The organism is Parachlamydia sp., from assembly GCF_050255895.1.
GTDB lineage: Bacteria > Chlamydiota > Chlamydiia > Chlamydiales > Parachlamydiaceae > Parachlamydia > Parachlamydia acanthamoebae.
This window is the reverse complement of record NZ_JBFWIR010000001.1, coordinates 77062-99608: the sequence shown is the minus strand read 5'-3', so window position 1 is coordinate 99608 and position 22547 is coordinate 77062. Positions and strand designations below refer to the sequence as shown.

The 22547-nt window shown below is 40.8% G+C and carries 16 protein-coding genes; 7 read left to right on the top strand and 9 right to left on the bottom strand.

Annotated features, from left to right (window positions below):
- Positions 1-74 precede the first annotated feature (74 nt).
- Positions 75-3722 (top strand): hypothetical protein, encoded by a 3648-nt coding sequence (locus AB7E63_RS00365; RefSeq protein ID WP_006340618.1) that lies wholly within the window; start codon positions 75-77, stop codon positions 3720-3722.
- Here AB7E63_RS00365 and AB7E63_RS00360 read toward each other — a convergent pair.
- The 4 genes from AB7E63_RS00360 to AB7E63_RS00345 form a co-directional block, all read right to left on the bottom strand.
- On the bottom strand, positions 3719-4981 hold the full coding sequence (locus tag AB7E63_RS00360) for a TolC family outer membrane protein (protein ID WP_036745978.1): 1263 nt from the start codon (positions 4979-4981) through the stop codon (positions 3719-3721). The two genes, AB7E63_RS00365 and AB7E63_RS00360, sit on opposite strands and share 4 nt — an antisense overlap.
- Positions 4974-8096, bottom strand: a complete 3123-nt coding sequence (locus AB7E63_RS00355) for an efflux RND transporter permease subunit (RefSeq protein WP_006340616.1) — start codon at positions 8094-8096, stop codon at positions 4974-4976. The genes AB7E63_RS00360 and AB7E63_RS00355 overlap by 8 nt, the downstream gene beginning before the upstream one ends.
- A gap of 5 nt (positions 8097-8101) precedes the next feature.
- A complete protein-coding gene (locus tag AB7E63_RS00350; RefSeq protein WP_006340615.1) occupies positions 8102-9169 on the bottom strand; it encodes an efflux RND transporter periplasmic adaptor subunit in 1068 nt (355 codons plus the stop codon).
- 82 nt (positions 9170-9251) lie between these two features.
- Positions 9252-11441 carry a UTP--glucose-1-phosphate uridylyltransferase gene (locus AB7E63_RS00345; RefSeq protein ID WP_241208972.1) on the bottom strand — a complete coding sequence of 730 codons (2190 nt, stop codon included), beginning with the start codon at positions 11439-11441 and terminating at the stop codon, positions 9252-9254.
- 336 nt (positions 11442-11777) lie between these two features.
- Between AB7E63_RS00345 and AB7E63_RS00340 the strand changes: the two genes are divergently transcribed.
- The 6 genes from AB7E63_RS00340 (at position 11778) to AB7E63_RS00315 (ending at position 17270) form a co-directional block, all read left to right on the top strand.
- Complete coding sequence (locus AB7E63_RS00340; protein ID WP_006340613.1) at positions 11778-12071, top strand: SWIB/MDM2 domain-containing protein; 294 nt, start codon at positions 11778-11780, stop codon at positions 12069-12071.
- A gap of 132 nt (positions 12072-12203) precedes the next feature.
- Positions 12204-13187, top strand: a complete 984-nt coding sequence (gene lpxG, locus AB7E63_RS00335) for a UDP-2,3-diacylglucosamine diphosphatase LpxG (RefSeq protein ID WP_006340612.1) — start codon at positions 12204-12206, stop codon at positions 13185-13187.
- Complete coding sequence (gene ispD / locus AB7E63_RS00330) at positions 13184-13873, top strand: 2-C-methyl-D-erythritol 4-phosphate cytidylyltransferase (RefSeq protein WP_006340611.1); 690 nt, start codon at positions 13184-13186, stop codon at positions 13871-13873. The genes lpxG and ispD overlap by 4 nt, the downstream gene beginning before the upstream one ends.
- Entirely contained in the window at positions 13863-14633 is a 771-nt protein-coding gene (truA, locus tag AB7E63_RS00325; RefSeq protein WP_036745976.1) for a tRNA pseudouridine(38-40) synthase TruA, read from the top strand. Before ispD ends, truA begins: the two co-directional genes overlap by 11 nt.
- 56 nt (positions 14634-14689) lie before the next feature.
- The gene (locus AB7E63_RS00320; protein WP_006340609.1) at positions 14690-15523 is read left to right on the top strand and encodes a hypothetical protein; all 834 of its coding nucleotides are present in this window, start codon (positions 14690-14692) and stop codon (positions 15521-15523) included.
- 109 nt (positions 15524-15632) lie between these two features.
- On the top strand, positions 15633-17270 hold the full coding sequence (locus AB7E63_RS00315; protein ID WP_006340608.1) for an FAD-dependent thymidylate synthase: 1638 nt from the start codon (positions 15633-15635) through the stop codon (positions 17268-17270).
- A 60-nt stretch (positions 17271-17330) separates the two neighbouring features.
- Here AB7E63_RS00315 and AB7E63_RS00310 read toward each other — a convergent pair whose 3' ends face one another.
- The 5 genes from AB7E63_RS00310 to groL form a co-directional block, all read right to left on the bottom strand.
- Positions 17331-18653 carry a hypothetical protein gene (locus AB7E63_RS00310; protein WP_050784549.1) on the bottom strand — a complete coding sequence of 441 codons (1323 nt, stop codon included), beginning with the start codon at positions 18651-18653 and terminating at the stop codon, positions 17331-17333.
- Positions 18654-18935: 282 nt separating this feature from the next.
- The gene (locus AB7E63_RS00305) at positions 18936-19430 is read right to left on the bottom strand and encodes a hypothetical protein (RefSeq protein WP_006340606.1); all 495 of its coding nucleotides are present in this window, start codon (positions 19428-19430) and stop codon (positions 18936-18938) included.
- Positions 19431-19860: 430 nt separating this feature from the next.
- Positions 19861-20322, bottom strand: coding sequence for a hypothetical protein (locus AB7E63_RS00300; protein WP_036745973.1), 462 nt, complete (start codon positions 20320-20322; stop codon positions 19861-19863).
- A 182-nt stretch (positions 20323-20504) separates the two neighbouring features.
- A complete protein-coding gene (locus tag AB7E63_RS00295) occupies positions 20505-20762 on the bottom strand; it encodes an FmdB family zinc ribbon protein (RefSeq protein ID WP_013924204.1) in 258 nt (85 codons plus the stop codon).
- A gap of 67 nt (positions 20763-20829) precedes the next feature.
- A complete protein-coding gene (gene groL / locus AB7E63_RS00290) occupies positions 20830-22512 on the bottom strand; it encodes a chaperonin GroEL (RefSeq protein WP_006340603.1) in 1683 nt (560 codons plus the stop codon).
- Between the last annotated feature and the right edge of the window lie 35 nt (positions 22513-22547).

The following is a 22547-nucleotide window of genomic DNA, read 5'->3' as shown; positions in this document are numbered from 1 at the left end:
AATCAATTGCAGCAATTCGTTGTTCTAGATAAAATCTCACCAAAAAATCATATACTCCTGACTAGGAATTAACAATGAACGAGCTCAATCAAAGAAATTTATCTGGAACCAATCGATCTTTTTCAGAAACAATTCGTGCACGCACACAACATCTTTTACAAGCAACTTCCGCTCTGAAAAAAATCGCTGGAGAACACGGAACGGACGCCATTTGCTCTACAGCAACTATTGGTACTGCTCTTCTCGCGATTTCGAAAGTCGCGACTTCTGGAAATTTGCTCTCTTTAGCAGCCAATACAGGTTTATTTCTGGCTGGGGCAACAAGGGCCTATCATATTTTTAGCGATATTAAATCGACGCGTACACAAAGCGAACTTGGAGAACTTTTAAGGGACGTACAGGCCGGCATTGGCGCTTTAGAAATGTATGGAAAGATGAGTGAAGGGACTCTCGCGCAGCTCGAGCAAAGCTTACTATCTGTCGAAAATAAAGCGAATGAAATTGATGCATTTGTTCGTCAAGTTCAAGCTGCTTCTTTGCATGGACGGGAAGATTTACAAATGCATCAAACAGAAGCTCTGAAATCTTATGAAGCATCCAAAACGTTATATGCAAATGCTCGCTGTCATTTTCTCGACAGCCAAACTCTTACCCAACAATCTGCAGCCTGTTTTGAGTCTGTTCAGCTTAAATTCGAACATATTAAACAGCTTGTAGAAAGTCAAACAGGTTCATTGATTGAACGTGTCAATCAACTTGAACAACTTGCTAAGAGCATTGAACAAGAGTGTGAACAGGCTAAAGACTACATGGATCAAGCCCAAGGACAATTAGACAAAGGAATCCAAGAATTTGACAACGCCTCTTTGTTTATGTCTAAAGCCGCTTGTGTTTTTGGACAGCTTACGGAAGGCTCTAGCGCGGAATTTGTGGCCTTAGAATCTTTGGCAGATGAGTTGAGCAAAAAAAATGAAGAATCGCAGCAAGAGATTAGCCAAATGAAGCTTTTGCTCGACGATCTAAAGGCGTGCCATGAAGACAGCCGCAGAATTCTTGAAGAGATGCAAAAAGACAATGAAAAAGCCGCCCAAATTGATCGTGGATATACAAGAGGTGCTGTTATAGCTGGAGGCGTCTTAGCAGGAGCGATGACAGGATTTGGAATTTTACCAGCCATCGTGGGAACGGTTGTGGGAGCCCAGGCTTTCAAAAACAAGGAAATGATTGCTAGAAAGGTTGGGGATTGGGCTTTTAGTATTCCGAATCCTGATGATCCGGAGACAATTGCTGTAGAGCCTTACGGAGTCGCGGTTTCTTTTGATCGAGTTTCTTGTGGTCATTTTAATCGATATGTTAGACGTGTCAAATCTCAAACGACAGGGACAATTCGGGTCAATTTGGGAAATGAAAGTGTGAATTTACGTTTTGATTTTCGTCAAAAAGATCCCATTAGTAAATTAGACTTGTGTGCTCTACAAGAAAAAATGTCTCGCATTCTGATTGAAAATCCGGAATTTGCACTAGCTTCTTCTGTAACCAAAATTTTGAATACTCTGGAAACGTTTGAATTCGACCGCGGTACACAAGGCAAGATCATAGGAATTGTTGAAAAAGACTCTCCCTATTTTGGAAGAATTCATCGATTTTGTGCTCATCTGATTGCAGACAAAGGAATCACGGAAGAACAAAAAGGACGACTAGCTGAAGAGCGCGCCCCTGTAAGCCTTCCGGTGGACATTCCTGCTGAACCTAAAAAAGAAGTGATGCCGCAGCAATTGAGCTATTTAAGCTCGATTGGAGGAACAGCTTGTGAATCTTCGAAAAAACTTCTTGCGGTTGCTTTACTCGTTTCCGAAGCTGTGCATCTTACGCGCAAACATGGAACAGATGCATTGGTTTCAGGTTCATCTGTATTTCAGGGATTGTCTCTCATGATGTCGGGTTTTTCTTCGGGAGAAGCATTATCTTTTCTGACTGGTGCAGGCCTAACAATTGCAGGTGCAAAACGTTGCTATGACATTATCCAAGATATTCGCAATCCGCTTTCTGAAGAAACGCTTTTCAAATTATTGGGAGACACAGAAGCCAATATCGATGTATTGAAAACGATCGGAGAAGCACAATCTGGTGTTCTCTATCAAATGGACAAGACCTTAGGATCTGTCGAAAAACTAGCGACAGAAGTGGGCGATTCGCTTAAGGCTATCCAAGAAATGGCGATGGATGGAAATGAGGAAATTCAAGAGCGTCAAAAAGGGGCGACAGGTCTTTACCAACAAGCAAACAAACTTTTTGTTTCGGCTAGAGCTCACTACGAGACAAGTAAAGTAAAAATGGACGCTTCATCGGAGCATTTTGGGATCGCTGTCACTAAATTTAAAGAATTATCTCATTTACTGCAAAGCAAGCAACACACGTCTGCAGACCAACTGATCCGTTTTAAGCAGCTGGCTGAAGAGATTGATGTCGCGTGCTCCAAGGGCAAAGTGAGCATGGATGAAGCCCGTCAAACATTAGAACAAGGCATTCAACTTTCAGATCAAGCATCTTCTGTCATGACGCAGGCTGCTTTCGAATTTGGGAAATTAAAAGAAAGAGCGAGTGAAAAATTTGTTGCTATAGAGAATCGCGCGCAGACACTTTCGCAAAAGAATGCAGAATCCTTGGAAGAAATCAGGGTGATGAAAGGCCATATTGAAGAGGCGCGTGCCAATTTTGAGGATAGCAGTCAAATTCTAACAGAAATGGCTCAAACGAATCAAAAAGCTCAAAAACAATGGCATGGGTATTCAACTGGTGCTTTGCTTGTTGCAGGGGGATTAGCCGCAGGATTTGGAGTTATTCCTGGTGCCGCTATATCGGTTGTGGCTGCTGCTGTCTTTAATAATAAAGAATATATCGCACATAAAGTAGGGGATTATGTTTTCAAAACACCTCTAACAAATGACCCTTATAAGATTCCTGTGTCCAATTTTGATGTGTCTTTTACTTTAAATAACGTGTCGACTGGTTTTTTCAATCGTTACGTGAAAAAAGAAAGTTCAAAAACGATGGGAACTGTGCGAATTGATTTGGGTGATGATCAGATTGCTACATTCACTGTCAATTTAAATCATGAGAATCCACTTGAAAAATCAGATCAACAACAACTCGTGCAGCTCATGTATGAAAAGTTAAAAACACATCCTCATTATGCAACGAACTATTTAACGATCCTTCACAAGCTAGAAGCTTTGCAAACTGATAGAGATGGGGTAGCACAAAAAGTGATTGGAAATGAGGGGCTTTTCTTTAGACCACTAAAGAGACATTGTGAAGGATTTATTAGAGATTCAAATCAAATTCAAGCCTTAGGCATTGTGCAGAATAAGAGCGCATTATCGTATTATTTTAGTGAAAATCCTAAAGGATGGCTATTTAAGCAACCATCAGGTAACGCTGGCTATTTAACGCTCGATCTTGGTTTAAAGAAAATGACGGTCAATTTTGATTTAGATGCTCCGCAAAAGATTAGCAATGGGGATTTAAGAACCATAAAAAATGAGATGCTTGCTAATTTGAAGAAAGATCCTCAGCTAGCTCCACGCTATCTAGCATTGCTTGAAGAGCTGCGGTCAAAAACGGTGTTAAAAAAAGATCAAACAAGCGTAAAAGGATTTATTGCTAAGCATTATCCATTTATTCAAGATGTGGAAAAGATTTGTCGAGCCATTCCGAGCTAGGCTAAAAATTGAGTAAATAGGTTGCTGAGGAGATGCAAGATTTCCAATTCAGCAACAAATTGATCGCGGCGCGCATCGATGAGATTGACTTTGGCGTAGAGGACTTCAAACTCCGCGTTAAGAATATCGAGTATGGTGCGCATGCCTGCTGATTCTTCCTCCTGTACCCCTTTTAATGCCACTTCTGCTGTTTCTAACTGCGTTTTATAGGCGGTGATTTGGAACTTGGATGTTTCCAGGTTTTCCCAAGCTTGAACGCAGTATTGGCGAATGAATTTTTCGATTTCTAAATAAATTAACCATTCTTTTTGAGCTAAGGCCGCCGCTTCTCGCATCCTTGCTTTGACTCTGCCTGCCTGGTAAAGGGGCATTGTGAAGCTGAGTTCGGCCACAATTTCATTCGTATATTCATGCGGAATTGCCTGATCGCGATTGTGCTGAATCCAGCTATCTAAATCTAGCTCTGGATACTGCTCTCCTTTGATTTCTCGATAGACTTGGATGGCCGCATGATATCTGGCCAATTGTGCTGCTAATTCTTTATTTTGAGCTAGGGCTTTCTCACAAAATGCTTCCACATTTTTAGGCAGGTTTGGGGTAAATTCAGGGAATTCTAAAGTAGAAACTTTTTGGCTAATCAGTCGCTCAAGCTCTGCTTTGATGCTTGTTAAATTGCCACGCGATTGAATCACTTGCGCTTGGGCCCCTGCAAAGCGAGACTTTGCTTGTGCCAAGTCAGTTCTTGTCACATCGCCCAACTTAAACCGATCGGTGACCACTTGCAGCTCTTTTTTCAAATACTCTTCGTTATTGAGATTCGCCTTTAAAATTTCTTGCTCACGTAGCACATCGATGTACAAAGTCGCCGTTTCAAGAAGCTGTTGCTCCATTTCCTCTTCATAGCTTAATTCTTGTGCGAGATACGCATATTTTGAGCCTTTTATGGCAGCTATGGTGCGCCCTCCCCTATACAAGGGCTGGCTGGCTGAAATTCCGATTGCCTTTGGCGTTCTAAAGACAGAGCGATCAGAAGAACGCGTATAGCGAGCCACACCAATTTCTCCATAGGAATAAACCGTCGGACGATAGCCTGAACGAGCCACATCGATCCGATTTTCCGCTGCGCGTACGTTTTGATATTGCGCCTGAATCCCTGGATAGGTCGCCACAAAATGTTCTAAAGCTTCCGTAAGGGTGAGGGCGAACACTGAAGTTTTTATGAGAAGAAGAAATGGAAGTATTTTTAACAATTTACGCATGATGTGGCTCGTTTTCGATTGTCTGAAGCTGCCGATTTAATTCTTTGGCAGTTGTTTCTGGTGAGCTTGTATGGTGAGCCATCCAGACATAAAAGGCGGGGACGATGTAGAGGGTTAAGAATGTGGAAAAAAAGACACCCACAAAAACAACCACTCCAATGCTAATGCGACTTTCAGCTCCTGCTCCGGTGGCAATGACGAGGGGCAGAGCTCCAATTGCTGTCGACAGCGCCGTCATCAAGATCGGACGAAATCGGGAAAGAGAGGCTTCTTTTAAAGCGCTCAAAATATCTTTTCCCTCATCGCGCAGCTGATTGGCAAATTCTACAATTAAGATCGAGTTTTTGGCCGAAAGACCAATGAGCATAATCATTCCAATTTGGCTGTAGATATTGATGGTGATGCCCCACATATAAATTCCCCAGAGACCGCCTAAGATAGCTAAAGGGACAATTGTCAAAATAATAAAAGGATGAATAAAACTTTCAAATTGAGCGGCCAAGACTAGATAGACGATAATTAAGGCTAAGGCAATGGCAAAAAGAAATGAGGCACTCGTTTCTTTATACATGCGCGATTCCCCTTTGTAGTCCATTCGGATCGTAGAAGGGAGTGTCTCAAGTGCTATTTTTTCAAGATCACTTAAGACAGGCCCTAAGGAAAATCCAGGAGCCAAGCTTCCGCTAATTGTAATTGCTCTCAACCGATTAAAGCGGTTCAAAGAGGCGGCATCCGATATTTCTTTCATCCGTACAAGGTTAAATAAAGACACTAATTCGGGTGCGTGGGAAGAGCGTACATAGATCCCTGTTAAATCACCTGTTGTGCGGCGATGATCTTCCTTGCCCTGAAGAATGACGGCATATTCTTCGCCTCGATCAAGGAATGTGGTGACTTTACGTGAACCTAACATCGTTTCTAAGGTCTTTCCCACCATCTCACTTGAAATCCCTAAGCTAGCCGCGCGATCTCGATCGATTTCAACCAAGTATTGTGGCTTGGTTTCTTTGTAATCGTGATCTAAATTGATAACTCCCGGATGGGTTTTGATTTTATCGATAAAAATGTCGCGCCATTTGGCCAACTCGTCATAAGAGCTACCTTGTAAGACAAGTTGGATAGGTTGTCCACCTCTTCTTAGAGCAAGCCCTTTAGGCATAATAGGAATAACTTGCATGCCCGCATATTGGTTAAACCGTTCTGTCATGTCATCTACGATCATTTTAGAGGAACGTGTGCGTTGCTCCCATGGTTCCAATAAAACGACCCCTCTACCTGTATTTAAAGAACCTGTGCTGGAATATCGACTAGGCACAACGAGAAATGTTTGCGTGGCTTCATGGTTGTCGACCAAGGAGATAAAATCTTTTTCGATTTTGCGCATATGCATTTTCATGTATGCGAGACTGGAGCCCTCTGGAGCTTTTAAAAGTGTATAAAAATAGCCTCTATCTTCGAGCGGTTCAAATTCATCGGGAAGGGTCGTGAAGAGTATATAAATAAGAGGGAGCGAAGTAACCGATGTCAGAATGATGAATGTCGGATGTTTAAGCACCCATACCAAACTTTTTTGATAGGTGCCATGGGTCCGATTGATGAATCCACTTGTCAGATTCCCCAAATAGGAAATGGAGTATTCTTTCTTCAAAATTTTAGAGCAAAGCATCGGACATAACGTGAGGGCGACCATACTGGAAAAAGCCACTGATCCAGCTAATGTCAGGGCAAACTCTGTGAACAGTTTCCCGATGTGGCCTTCTAAAAAAGCGATCGGAATAAATACGGCGATCAAAACCACCGTTGTGGCGACAACGGCAAAAGAGACTTGGCGTGTTCCAATAAAAGCAGCTGCGAGAGGAGGCATTCCCGCTTCGATTTTTTTATAAATATTTTCTAGTACGACGATGGCGTCATCGACCACTAGACCGATGGCGAGCACTAAAGCCAACAAGGTCAGTAAGTTGATCGAATAGTTAAGAACGTAAAGGAGAATGAATACCGAGATTAGTGAAATAGGAATGGTAATGGCTGGGATGATTGTTGCGCGAAAACTTCCGAGAAAGATAAAAATGATTCCAATCACCAACAAAAGCGTGATTGCTAAAGTTAAATAGACCTCCCAAATAGCCGCTTCAATAAATATCGAACCATCAAACGATACGACCACGTGAATATCTTTAGGAAGGATTGCTTGAATGGCCTGTAATTCTTTGCGTACGCCTCGGGTGACTTCTAGCGTATTGGCTTTGGATTGTTTGGAGATACCTATTCCAATGGCCGGAAGGCCATTAGCTCGTAGTTCCGTGCGTTTATCTTCTGGACCAATCTCAATTTCGGCGATATCGCCAAGTCTGACGAGATAATCGCCGTCTCCCCGTTTGATCACGAGATTTTTAAAATCATCCGCGGTTTCATAAAGTCGTTTTGTTCGAATGGTGAATTCCCGTTTATAAGACTCAATGCGACCTGCGGGGAGTTCGATATTTTCCCGCTTCAAGGCCTGTTCGATATCATCCACCGTTAATCCACGTGCAGCCAGGGCTTTTCGATCCAGCCAAATGCGCATGGCATAACGCCGCTCTCCTGTGATGCGCACTCGCGCGACCCCATCGACAATCGCAAGACGGTCGACGAGATAACGATGGGCATAGTCTGTGAGTTCCATGGCATTGTACCGATCGCTGGAAATGCGCAGCCAAATGACCTCGTGTGTGTTCGAATCTAGTTTGGTGATTTCTGGGGTATCCGCTTCGGGAGGAAGGTCATTTAAGATGCGTGAAACACGATCTCTGACATCGGCGGCGGCTGTGTCAATATCGCGGTTAATATTAAACTCAATCGTGATGGAAGAGTCTCCATCCTGGCTCTCGGATTCGATGGTATGGACTCCTTCAATGCCACTCACTACACCCTCGATCAACTGCGTGATTTTAGTTTCTACAATATCGGCTGATGCACCCGTGTAGCCAGTGCGGATAGAGACGACGGGGGGATTGACATCTGGATATTCACGTAATGGAAGTTTAAAGAAACAAAGTGTTCCAAATAAGACAAGAAGCAAGCTAAACACAAGGGCAAAGATTGGTCTTTTGATCGAAACATCCGAAATCTTCATATGGCCTAACTTTTAAATTGTTGAAATTCCTGATGAGAAGATTCGATTGTTTTTGTTTCGATAATGGCCACTTTTTGACCAGATTCTAGCACTACACGACTCTCTAAAATCACCCGTTCGCCTGGTTGGAGGCCCTCTGTGATTTCGACCGATCCTGCTAAACGCCTTCCCAATTGAACGGGACGTTTTTCGACTAGCTCATCGGCATCGATCACATAGACCACTTTATCTCCTTTTTTGGATAGAATGGCTTCCTCAGGAAGTATGAGTATATTTTCAGCGGGGAGAAAAATGCGGGCATGTAAGAGCATCCCTGGTTTTAAAAGAAATTTTTCGTTGGGAATGATTGCTTTTGCCGCAAGAGCACGCGTCAGGGAGTTTACACGCGTGTCCATCGCATAAATGGTACCAATGAAAGCTTCATTCGGATAAGCGATTGAAGAGGCCTGAATGGGTTGTCCGACAGATACCAAACCCACGCGTTTTTCTGAGATTGAAAATTCAAATTTAATTTTGCTTATATCGTCTAATGAAGTAATTACTGTACCAGGCGTGACTAAAGTCCCTTCACTGACTTTTCTTAGGCCCAAAATTCCCGAAAAGGGCGCGATGATTTTACGATTATTCAATTTAGCTTGCGCAATTTGCATATTCATCAATTGCTGATCTCGTTTTGTTAAAGTAACGGCAGCACTTTGCGCGAGATTTTGAATACGCGTGTATTGCTTTTCAGCTTCCTCAAAAATAGCCTTTTCCTCTTCAGAATTAAGCTCAACAATCACTTCTCCTTTTTCAACATACTGGCCTTCTGTAAAATTAATTTTTGTAACAGTCTCCGTTACTTTTGCTGAGAGCTGCACTGATTCATTGGCATAAACGGTTCCGATGACGTCAATAAAATCTTGAAAAGGGTGTAATTCGGCAATGGTTACAGAAACAGGCAAATCGGTTGTTTGCCTTTTAGTTATTTTGACAGTTTTTTTTATCTGAAAATGATGCCAAGCCCATACACCAAGGGTTACTCCCAGAAATGCACTACATAAAAATAAAAAGTAGAGTTGCTTGCGAGACATTTGCGCAGCCTCCTTTTAAAATTAAGGAATATACCACTCCAAAATTTTAATAAACTTTTTTTAAATGTTTTACGCAGTCATTTTATGAAAAAGTTTGAGTAAGCTTTATCCGATGATGGGAATTCCATGCATAAGACCAATACCAAGAAGGTTTTTCAATCTGTGTAGTTTCGTACACTATTTGATTATCTTTTTGGGAGGCACGCATTTGGTGACCATGCGGAACTTCGATTTGAATATTGCCTTCAAATGTCACATTCTCCGCAATGAACTCTCCATTTCCATGAATTTTGATTTGCATGGATTCCAAATGATGAATGTCTTGTTTCCAGAACATATTCTTTTGAGAAAAATCAATTCCTTTGTTTCGAATTTTGACATTTTTCAATCGACATTTTCCACTTTGTTCGCCGTAATGAATGATGTCTTCCTTGTTGAGATACCCTAAGGCCCGATCTGCATAGATTTTTAAACTACCTTTCAACTCAACATGGTGAAGCAAAATTTCGGCAATTTCCAAGATAAGTTCGCTTTGATGGGCCATTTTGCCTTGGGAGATTTTTTGTGCAATAATGGAATGGAGTGGACCGAGGGCTGGATGAAAAAGTGCGATAAAAGAAGGTCCTTGTTTTTGGTATTCTTCTTCGGATGGCATAGCAGGCATTTCGAGATGACACTTCTGACTTAAAAGAGCATGCATATTTTGCATCAGATCATAGAAGCACTTTTCGGGGGTTTCGGCCAGAGAACCATTTGGACAAAGGCTGTGCTTGGTGACAGAGATAGTCTTAAGTCTTTCATGATAGGTTAAATAAGTTTTTAATACGTGATAGTCTTTCGGCTCTAATCGATGATCGAAATTGTCAAAAATTGCATCCGCAATATTCTGCATTGTGGTTTCGAGTCTTCCGGCGGGGATTTCTTTTGTTCCTTCTACACATTCCACCGATACGCTTGATTTCATATTGATGAGTTTTCCCGGCAAGGGATGTGTCTCAATGATTTGTTCAATTTGTTGCAAATTTGCGAATAAAATATTGGTATTTGCAGGGAAAGCGGAATAGACGCTTCCTTCTTTACAAGGGATATCACTTAAGCCACATTTTTTAAATTCGGTATACTCAATATTTGTTGTACAGTACCGATATGTGCCATTGATTTTGTCCTCAACCACAACATTCATCCCTTCGGCAGTATTGAGATAGCGTGGACAGGAAGCAAAACCAAACACTTTGTTTTGATGACTTCCAATACCGACGAAACCGAGCAATGTATCATCTGTTCCAGCAAGTGGGTTGTTGATCTGGCGGATTAATGCATGGGGTCTTTTTTTCTCCTTCAACCACTCAAATAAACCCGCATCTTTCGCCAGTTTCCAAATCACTCCATGCCCTCCGGGCTTCAATTTTAAAGAAAAAGGATCTTTTAATAACCAATGTCCTTCTTGTGTGATCACGGGAACAAGAGGTTGAATGAAAAGAAATACGTTATCCCGTGAGCGATTAAACCAGAGATTGCGTTCGCAAATTTGGTAGATGTGCTGATGGTTATTTTTTTCATGAGAAGTCATCATCGCAACCGGCGTGACAAGTTGCTTTCCGTAAAGCTTATAATAAAGGTATTCTTGCCCTTGTAAGTCGCGCAGCAAACCTTCTAAAAGAGTTCTTCCACAAAAAAGGAGTTGTGCAGCGGGTAAAGGTTCTCCTGTGGTTTCATCCATTAAATTTAGGCGGTCCCCGGCGCCTCCGACAGGATAAATAAGTGAGAGGGAGGAAAGATTTTCAATGCCCCATTTAACGGCTTGCCAGGTGTCATCATTTTCGTGGGAAAAATCATATCCTTCAGGGTTATGATAGGAACGATTTGGATGTTTAGCTGGAGGATTTTTTTGTTCAAGAATAAGTGAAATCACGGCGTGATGATAACCAATCAGTCCTCCCATTTCTTGATAAAAACTTTCAATGGGCAGCAATTGTTCCAACAGCAGATTAAAATTGTCTGCGTCATCTTCCAAAATCGTTTCTTCTTGAAAAAAGAGGTGTCCTTGCCCAATAGCTAATAGAGATTTAACACATAAGATTTCGGGTTTAGAAACTTCTGTAATAAAAGGATAGCGTTGAATCAGTGCTTCAAATTCCTGTGCAACCTGTTTAAAGTGTGTAATCAGTTCGATCTTTTTCTCAATGGGAGGGGTTTTTTTGAGAGATTCAATGAGAGGTTCGAGTTCAGCTTTTTGTTTTTCAAGGGATAAATTAGGGGGAATAGCAATCATACTCATCTTTGACCATGTTGAAATTTGCCCAAGGTTGCCATGTTTGCACTCTTTTTCGCAAGTAAGCAATTGCATTCTGTAAGATATCTTTTCAAGTTTATTCTTATGGGTTTATAGAGTGATTTGTCCCGGAAATTATTGATCCAACAGGCTAGGAGATAGGTGTGTGCTTGTGTACGAGAGAATAAATTGTTTTGACTAGAAAATAGTAACAAAGCTAAAAGAAACCTCTAGAATGAACTGTGCTCAACTAGAAAATCAGAGATTACTCTTTGAATGAAGAAAGCCAGGTTATCAAAATTAAGTTGAATGACAAGAAACCTATAGGAGAAAAAAATGGCCAAAGAAAAAGAACCAAAGAAAAACTCAGCATTTATGAAGCCGGTGAATCTTAGCGAAACTTTGGAAGAGCTCATTGGAAAAGGCCCAATGGCTAGAACAGAAGTGACAAAAAAAGTATGGGAATACATCAAAAAACATAAGCTTCAAGATGCTACAAACAAACGCAATATCAACCCCGATGCGAAATTGGCTAAAGTTTTAGGTTCCAATCAGCCGATTGATATGTTCAAAATGACAAGCAAAATTGCGAAGCATTTGAAAGAAACAGAAGTTGCAGCGAGCCATTAATGTTCATTTCGCAGGGTGCTTTCTCGCACCTTGCTTTTTTTAATTCCCTATCTCTTTTTCTTAAAAACAAATTCTGTTTTTTAACTCCCTAATCTTCTATACTTATTCTCTTTTTGGGAATTATTAAAAGATATGGAAAATTTAGCGATTAAAAAATCCAATAAACATTTCCATCAATGGTTATGGGATGCCTGGTGCATTTTTTCTGTTGTAGGAATATGGCCGCGTTTTATTGAGCCCAATTTAGTGGAAGTTTCCCACGTGGATGTGGCTATTCCCCATTTACCATTGGCTTTGGATGGATTAAAAATTGTCCAGTTTAGTGATTTGCATCTAAATAAATCTGTTTCCTCTTTTTTCTTAAAAAAAGTCATTCGCAAGATCAATCAGCTCAATCCAGATCTCCTTTTTTTTACTGGAGATTTTCTCTGTAAGTCTGTTTTAGACGATCAACAAAGAATGAAAAATTTTTTTAACTCCTTAAATGCATGTTATGGTTGTTATGCAATTTTTGGAAATCATGATTATGAAAAATGCATTTCGATCAATCATGAAGGCGATTATGACGTTGTTGAAAGCATTCAATCGAACCTCATTCGAGGCTTTCAGCGGCTCCTCAATGATGTCCCTGTAACAGGAACAATTGTTGAGCGTGCAAAAAAAGTGGAACTGCACCCTGAGCTTTTAACGGTTTTGCAAGAGACATCTTTTAAAACCTTACACAACGAAACCGAGCAAGTTCAAATTGGGGATAGCTTTTTAAATATTTGTGGTTTGGGTGAATACATGGCAGGACGCTGTCTTCCTGAAATCGCTTTTAAAAACTATGATAAGCAATATCCGGGAATTATTTTAGCCCATAATCCCGATAGCTCAGCCTTACTTGAATCATATCCAGGAGAAGTGATTTTGTCAGGGCACACGCATGGATGTCAAATTAATCTCCCTTGGATGTGGAAGAAATTTACCAAACTGGAAAACATGTCTCTGCGAAAAGGGTTTTTTAAGGTACGGGATAAATGGTTGTATGTGAATCGAGGGGTTGGGGCAATTATGAAATTTCGGTGGTTTTCAGTGCCTGAAATTTTGTTTTTAACATTGAGGAAAAAATCATGACAGTCAGCGTTATCCTTCTAGCGGGAGGAATCGGTGCTCGGATGCGTCAAAATTTGCCCAAACAATTTTTGCCACTAGTTGAGAAGCCTGTTGCTTTCTATAGTTTAGAGTGTTTTATGGAGCTATCGGAAGTTGGAGAAATTGTCGTCGTGTGTGATCCCGCTTATCATGCTTTATTTGCCGATTATACGCAGGATACGCGTGTCCATTTTGCTTTGCCTGGAGTGCGTCGACAAGATTCCGTTTGGAGTGGTTTACAAGCAATTAAACAAGCTTCTCAAATTGTTTGCATTCATGATGCGGCAAGGCCGTTTATTGATCATGCCTTAATTAAGCGTGTTTTAAGCGCTGCGAGTGAACATGGAGCGGCTACGGTCGGCATGCCTATTAAGTTTACCCTCAAGCAAAGTACTGCCACAGGTTTTGTCGATAAAACGTTAGATCGCTCTTTGTTGTGGGAAATTCAAACACCTCAGGCTGTGGATTTCCACTTGCTTTATCAAGGATTTGACAAGGTGCATCAAATGGGCATCGATGTGACAGATGATGTCTCAATTATCGAGCTTTTGGAAAAGCCAGTCAAACTTGTAGAGGGCGATTACGCTAATTTAAAAATCACGACTCCAGAAGACATGGTGGTTGCTGAGCAATGGCTTGCCAAAAAGGTGGGTGATCGTGTCTTATAAGTTTAAAATAACTCTGGCTTATGATGGAACACATTATAGCGGCTGGCAAATCCAACCTAACGCCTTGGCCATTCAAGAAATTGTGGAAAAAGAAATCGGAAAAATTGTGCGACAGCCAGTTCGGGTGGTGGCTTCGGGGCGAACAGATGCGGGTGTGCACGCCAGAGGGCAAGTGGCTCATTTTTCTACCAATGCAGAAATCGATTTACGCCGCTTTTTAGTTTCCATTAATGGACTTTTGCCGAAGGATATTCGAGTGAAAGATATTTGCCAAGTGCCCCCTGATTTTCATGCGCAATATAGTGTGAGTGGTAAAGCTTATCATTATCATTTAACTCTTTCTCGCGTGCAAAGTCCTTTTTCTCGCTTTTATGCTTGGCATATTCGACAAAAATTAGACTTATCGCAACTGCAAGTGGCGGCTCAACTTTTTGTGGGAACGCACGATTTTACCTCATTTGCGAATGAGGCGCATCGAGAACATCCACAAAATGCTGTGCGCACGATTAAAAGAGTGGACGTGATCATGGAAGATGAGGGTTGTCGCCTCGAATTTGAAGGCGATGGATTTCTCTACAAAATGGTTAGAAATATGGTGGGGATTTTGATAGAAGTTGCCACTGGCTATCGACCGATAACAGACATTCCTGCAATTTTTGCTGCGAAAGATCGTAAAAAAGCTGGCAAAGCAGCCCCACCGCATGGCCTTTTTTTGCATCAGGTGAATTTTCCTGAAGGCGTTCTGAGTTTTCCTCATTAAAAGGTTGCGACACTTTCAACGCTTGCTTATGGTGGAAGCGTATAAGGGAAATTTATATGAAACATTTTTTTTCTTATTTTCTTGTCATCTTTGTTCTTGGGATTCTAAGCTCGTGCTCATCGCCTGATCAACCTTTGGATTCCCAACATGGCTACCAAAAAGGGGAATATCTTTATCGTGTGCACGATGAATATTTATTCACTATTCATCCTCCAGAAGCTGCGCAGGCCCAAGTCTACCCGTGGGAAAAAAATGTGATTGGAGGATGTCCAAAAATTACCAAAGAATTTTTCCGCTGCAAAGGAAGTGGTCTAAATCCAGAACATGTTGTGCAAAATGAAAAAGAAACCAAGCGTTTCTATGATTGTGGGGGAAAGCATAGTTTGCCTTTGCGTGAAGGTGAAGAATTTATTTATCCCGTATTGATCGATCTATTGAATCATATTCAGGCGAAGACAAACAGCAAAGTGGTGATTACATGTGGGCATAGTTGTCCGGATCATCATGCTTATTCTGATCAAACTCCAGACAATCGCTATTCAAAACACATGATTGGTGCGGAGGTTGCTTTTTATGTGCAAGGCATGGAAAATAGCCCTGAAGTCATTATAGATTTGATAAAAGATTTCTATAAAAATGAGCCTAAGTATTTGAATAAAAATGAGTACACAGAATTCAAGGCTTATGAAAAAGATGACACGAATGTGGTGACTAGGCCGATTTATAATAAAGAAATTTATATCAAAATTTTCAAGGAAACGGAAGGGCGCAATTTTGATAATAGGCACCCCTATCCGTATATTGCCATTCAGGTTCGGCATGATTTTGACCAGAAAACGAAAGTGGCGTATTCTTGGAATGCGGCCTATCGAAATTATTTGAGATGGTAAGTTCGCAAAGCCAAATATGACTTTTTTGCTTGCGTGCTAAAAAAAGAGCTGGCAACCTTACTACTGCTCTTTATTTGTAGAATTTAAAAAATTGAAGAAGGACTCATCCATGTTATTAGACGATTACGAAGAATTTAGTGAAAGCCAGCTTAAAATTCTTGAGCGTTATGTAACGAACACTCACAGCCATGTTTTTGTTTTGCGAAACCTGCCTGAAGTGATTAAGGGTGCTTTATTTTCACGTTACTCAAGATCTACACTCGGCTTGCGCACACTTCTTCTTAAAGAATTTATCTCGAATAATGACGAGAGTGCTTTTTCAGCCATTGCAGGGGAGTCAAGTGAGTCTTCTGAAGGGCAAAATGATCAAACTGTCGCTATCCGAAAAGCTCAAAATTTTTATGATCGCATTTTGGATGGGTACGGTGACGATTCCATTGGTGAACTAGGAGGAGCGCATCTAGCCATTGAAAATATTTCCATGCTTGCAGCTAAATTGGTAGAAGATGCGCGTATTGGAGGATCTCCTCTCGAAAAATCAACCCGTTATGTGTATTTTGATCAAAAGGTGAAAGGGGAATACCTCTTTTATCGTGAGCCCATTTTAATGACATCTGCTTACCGAGATTTGTATGTCAATACCTGTAATATGTTATTTGAGACCTATAGCAAGTTAATCCCTCCCCTTACAGAAATGATAGAAGAGAAGATGCCCAAAGATCAGGCAACTTCAAAATCTGCCTATGCTGCTGCAGTGCGTGCTAAGGTGTTGGATTGTTTGCGTGGATTATTGCCTGCGGGAACACTGACGAATATGGGGATTTTTGGGAATGGACGTTTTTACGAACAACTCATTCATAAAATGCACTGTAACAATTTAGCAGAATTACAGGATCTAGGTAAACGGGCATACGATGAGTTAGGCAAAGTCATTCCTTCTTTTATTCGTCGTTCTGATCTCTCTCACCATACACATCAAAGTTTTGCGCGTTATTATGAAGCAATGCAAGCAGAATTATCCGTAGTAACTGCTCAAAATACCAATTTCCCTGAACGCTCGATGGATCAAGGCGTCAAACTGTTGTCTTCTGATCCGGATGCTGTGGTTAAAGTGGCGGCTGCTTTATTGTTTGCCCATTCTGATAAGGGATACCATGATCTTTTACAATACTGCCGTAGTCTTCCAGAAGAGGAAATTGCGCGTATTTTGGATGCGGGATGCAGTGCAAGAGAAAATCGACGCCAAAAGTCGCCACGTGCTTTGGAGCATGCAGATTTCACATTTGAAATGGTGACAGACTTTGGTGTGTATCGCGATTTACACCGGCATCGCCTGCTTACACAAGAACGACAGTTCTTGAGCTGTGATTATGGGTTTTATGTGCCACAAGAGATTGTGGGAACCGAATTTGAAGAACAGTATCTGCAAGCCTTGCATACAGCTAAAGAAGCCTATGATACGATATCGACAGAATTGCCGGAAGAAGCTCAATATGTAGTCCCAATGGCTTATAATATTCGTTGGTACTTTCATGTGAATTTGCGTGCATTGCAATGGATTTGCGAATTGCGTTCAGCTGCAGCCGGTCACTCAGGTTACCGCCTTGTGGCGCAAGAAATGGCCAAAAAAGTCAGCCAGGCATTCCCTCAATTTGAGCGTTTTTTCAAATTTGTCGATTTCGAAGGGTATGATTTAGGGAGACTAGATCAAGAAATTCGAAAAGAAGAAAAGCAGTCGCGACAATAGCTTATGCTATTGACATATTCGCCAGCCGAGCTGGCGAAACGTATTTCTTCTTGTGCAATCCTATTCCATCTTAACATGATAACCAAGGTCAACTAGGCGAATCGCCAAAGAAACGATTCTTGCTAAACGATAATGGTGGTTTAACCATGAGGCATTATCTCGGTAAACTCTTTGCCATGTATAATCGGGTAATTTAAATTTCAAATGAATGCAAGTGTGTGCAGGAGAAGGTGAGATTTCTGATTTTAAAGAAATTTCATCGGGTTTCTTGTTTTTGAAAAGAGTTTGTGCGTTTTCCAGCATTTTTAAAATAGTTGGAATATCGCAGGCTCCCGCAGGGATTTTTTCCCCCTTTTGAATTTGTACAACAATATGAGTCATCCTTGTTTTTAAGCTTTTATCTAAAAAGGATACAAAACTGGATGAATCACCAGGAGAAGCTCTGCACGGTTTTTTTAATCTTTGCTCAGAAAGTTTCATTCCAACTGTTTGAATCAGGAAATCTTCTAAAGCTTCTGGAAGTTCTGCGGGAGGAACTGATTTTGGTAAAATTTCAGCATGAATATCACGAGACTGAGTTTGTGCGGGATAATGAAGGAGTTTTGGAAAAACAATCTCAAAATTTATTTTAGAAATTTTTCTACAACAATCACATGTGATGGCTTGCTGATAGCTCGATTTTTTTTCGAAACCACTATTCTTAAAAGCCATCAAAGAAATATTTCTTTCAAAAAAACTTTTGCGCTTAGTTATAATAGACTTTAAGATTTCCAGCTCTTTTTTAGGATCAATGACCCGCCAAAGGGTTTTAATATAGGGCTTTGAAATTGTTAAGGCATCGAATTTTTGATAAGGTTTAATTTTTAGTGTATCAGACTTGATTTTCAAATTCGCTTTGACAGGTTCTCTTAAGGGAACCAAAGTATACCATAACAAAGTGTTTAATTCCGGCCAGGCATGTTCAAAAATGGCATCTCTCACGGCTTTTGCAATCTCCAAACGAACTTCTCTCCTTATGGTGACTTCAAAACGCAAGGCAAATTTCTGCACAAATTGAGCCCAAATAATGCTAGCTTCAGGAAGTGAATCTGATGGATTCATAAAGACTTTGTATTTTTTTAAAAGAGTAAATGCATTTTGAACAATTGTTCTCACCTGAACAAGCACTCTTTCGTTGTCGTTATCATTTGTTTGATAAGCTTTTTGCATATCTGTTGCTGCTAGATAAGCTTTGCGCATTTCAAGTTCAAAATGAAGCGGGTTTCCTGGTTGGTGCAGCCTGTCGTTAGGGGGTAAAAAACTTAAAGTGTGATCCAAAATCGTTTCAGGTAAATTTCTTAAGGATTGATACAAGTCTTCACTATAGAGGGCGGTAATATTCATGCTGGATCCTTTTTGAGAAATGCTAAAATGCAATTGCAAATGATATAAGCCTTATGTCCTTTTTTTGCCAAATTTAAAATCAATGGATGAGAAAAAAGCGGGATAATCGGAAATAAGAGGTACAGCTAGATAGATATGCGACTATGTAAAGATGTACATGGAAGGGCTCGAATAGACGAGCTAAAAGCAAAGGTTATGCTTATAAAAAACAACGCTGGGAGATTTTTCAATAAAAAAATTGCCATGCATGTTACTGCATGGCAAAAGCTTTATTAGTTGGGATTAGGTCAGAACACTAACATTGCGACATTTTAATTCTTGTTCTAATTGATGGATATGATACATTAGAGCGTTTTTTTCATTCTGTAAGGTTTTTTGTTTGCCATCGAATTTTTTATTATCATCATCAATTGATGAGGCGAACCAAAGCAAACCACCCACAGGGATAATACATTTTGCTAATCCCCGCATATTTTTTAGCGTGTGGGAAAGTTTATATCGCGAATCAAGTCTTTTTTGTTGGTGCCTGAGACGAGTTAAATCTTCTGCAGTAAATTTGGTGGTTCTGTCCATATACGAAGGTGTATCGTTCCGGTTAAGGGCAATGCCCTGTGCATTTTTTGTATGACGCCAATGGTAGTTTAAAGAAATTGCATGCACTGTAGCTTTCACCGCTAATATAGGTTGAGCGACAACTCCGACGACAGGGTGAGTAAGAACAAAACCTGTAAAAAGAGAGAGATTTAAAGCTGTACGGGCGGTACTTTTAATACTCATATAAAAACCTTTGCTTGTTTATAATGAAAGTTATATCTTAAATGATTAATTTTAAAATGTCAATTTTTATTTAGGATTAATTAGTTTTGGTGTCTATAAAAGATTTAATTAAATTGTCGATGTGTTGTTAGTAGCAAAAGTCTACTGAATGCATAATTTCAGTAAACTAAAGATTAGTAATTACATTTTGATTGATCTTTTAACGATGAGCAACAACAGTTGCCTGGGCATAGCCGATGTGATAAAAGTCCTTAACTCTGATTAGTGGCGTTTAGCGGGGTGCGGGGCAGATCATGCAAGCTAAAGGCGGGGGTATTTTTGTAAAACAACGTTATATAATCTCTCACAAATCAACGAATCCATCCAGTGGAACAGTAAATAAAAATTGCCATGCAGTAACAGGCATGGTGAAACCTTTGATTGGTGGAAATTAGCTCAGGACAGTGATATTCCGTGCCTTTAATTCTCGTTCTAATTGATTGATGTGGGAAGAAAGAGACTCTCTTTCTTCCCAAAATTTTTTTTCTTCCCCCTTAGATTCGGAGAACCAATTATTTAGTGACGCACCAAACCAGAACAAACCAATCACAGGGATAATGCATTTTGCGAGTAATCGCATATATTCTAACGTGAGAAAAAGTTTATCTCGTGAATCAAGTCTTTTCTGTTCGTGTTTGAGACGAGTTAAATCTTCTACGGTAAATTTGGTGCTTGTGTTCATATACAGTCGATTAAGAGTGATACCCTGTGCATTTTTTGTATGGCGCCAATGATAGTTTAAAGAAATTGCGTGCACCGTCGCTTTAACTGCCAATATAGGTTGAGCGGCAATTCCCACGATGGGGTGAGTCACAACAAAAACAGAGGCAACGATAGCTACTTTTAGATCCATATAAAAACCTTTATTTATTTGATAAAACACATTATAAATAATTGATTTTAAAGTGTCAATCTCAATTCAAGGTAAATTAATGTAGATTAATTAGTTTTGGATCTATAAAAGATTTGATTGAATTATCGAGATGCTGGTAATAAGAAAGCTTGCTGAAATGTTACATTTCAGCAAACTAAAGGTTATGAATTACAGCTTGACTGATCTTTTCCGCACGGACAGCAGCCACCTTCTTGTTTAGAAGATGTGTGTTTACCAGGGCCGTAGTCGGTATAGTAAAAATCTTTTCCTCTGATCATTAGACTGCTTCCTCCTCCGGGACCTCTTCGCAGGGTATCTTGCGAGCATGCAGGGCAGGTGACGAGTGGTTCCGCCGTAATTTTTTGGCTAGCCTCAAAGTTGTGGCTGCACTGTTGGCATGTATAGTCATATGTTGGCATACATATATTCCTTTTGATAAAAAAAAGAGGCATCTTTTGATGCCTCTGGAAATATTCGAAAAGAGGGTTACATCATGCCCATACCGCCCATGCCACCCATTCCCATACCTCCCATTCCACCCATGCCACCCATACCGCCCATAGCGTGCATGTCTGGTTGCTTGGATTTAGGTTCTGGTTTGTCAGTAATGACGGCTGCGGTTGTCAACAAGAGCGCTGCGATAGAGGCAGCATTTGTCAAGGCGCTTTTTGTAACGCGTACCGGGTCAATAACGCCTGCTTGGACGAGATCGCAGAACTCATCTGTCAACCCATTGTAGCCATGAGCTCCCTGTGCTTCGAAGATTTTCTCTGCAATGAGGTTGCCTTGCTTACCGCAATTATTGGCAATTGCCGTAGCTGGTGCAAATGCTGCAGATTTAATAATGGCTATGCCGGTGGCTTCATCACCAGAAGCTTTGAGGTTGTCAAGAGATTTGACTGCACGTAAGAGAGCAACGCCTCCACCAGGAACGATCCCTTCAGCTACAGCTGCACGTGTTGCGTGCAATGCATCTTCTACGCGTGCCTTTTTCTCTTTTAGCTCTGTTTCTGTCGCAGCACCGATATTGATGATCGCAACTCCACCAACCATTTTTGCCAAACGCTCTTCGAGCTTTTCGCGGTCATAATTGGAAGTTGAAGGATTTGCAATTTCGGCTTTAATTTGATTAATGCGATCTTGGATTAAGCCGGCATCTCCCATTCCATCGATAATGGTGGTTTCTTCTTTCGTGATTTTGATTGTTTTGGCTCTACCGAGGACGGATACATCTACTTCCTCGATTTGCAAACCAACTTCCTCAGAAACAACTGTAGCACCCGTTAAGATCGCAATGTCTTGAAGCAAGGCTTTGCGACGATCACCAAATCCAGGAGCTTTTACTGCACAAACAGGTAGACCTGCTTTGAGTTTATTGACAACCAGTGTCGCTAGAGCTTCGCCATCGATATCTTCTGCGATAATCAAAATAGGGCGAGCGCCTTTTTCCATGGTTTTTTCAAGGATGGGAATCAAATCTTTTGCGGATGATAATTTTTTATCTGTCACGAGAACAAGTGCGTTTTGCAGTTCAACAGACATATTTTCAGGGTTTGTGATGAAATAAGGGGAGACATATCCTTTATCAAATTGCATCCCTTCCACAACATCTAACGTCGTGTCAATCCCTTTTGCTTCAGCAACTGTAATGATTCCATCTTTGCCAACTTTTTCCATTGCTTTTGCAATGATTTCACCAATTTCTGGATCATTGTTAGCAGAAATGCAAGCAATTTGTTGGATTTCTTGAGAAGTATTTACAGGGGAAGCTAAAGCGGTTAGTTCTTTGTTGAGAACCTCTACAGCGCGTTCGATCCCTTTTTTTAGGCTCATCGGATTAGCTCCAGCTGTAACACTTTTCAGCCCTGCGCTATAAATTGCTTCGGCTAACACGATAGCAGTTGTTGTGCCGTCGCCTGCAATATCGGATGTTTTGGAGGCAACTTCTTTGACAAGTTGAGCTCCAATGTTTTCGAATTTATCTTTTAAAGAAACTTCTTTTGCAACAGTCACACCATCTTTTGTTGAAAGCGGGGAACCAAAGCCACGGTTAATGACAACGTTGCGTCCTTTTGGGCCAAGTGTCACTTTGACAGCTTTTGCTAAAGTTTTGAGCCCTTTAGAAATGGATTTGAGGGCTTCTTCGTTAAATTGTAATAATTTTGACATGAGTCAAACTCCTGTAATGAATGGTAAAGGCTCGA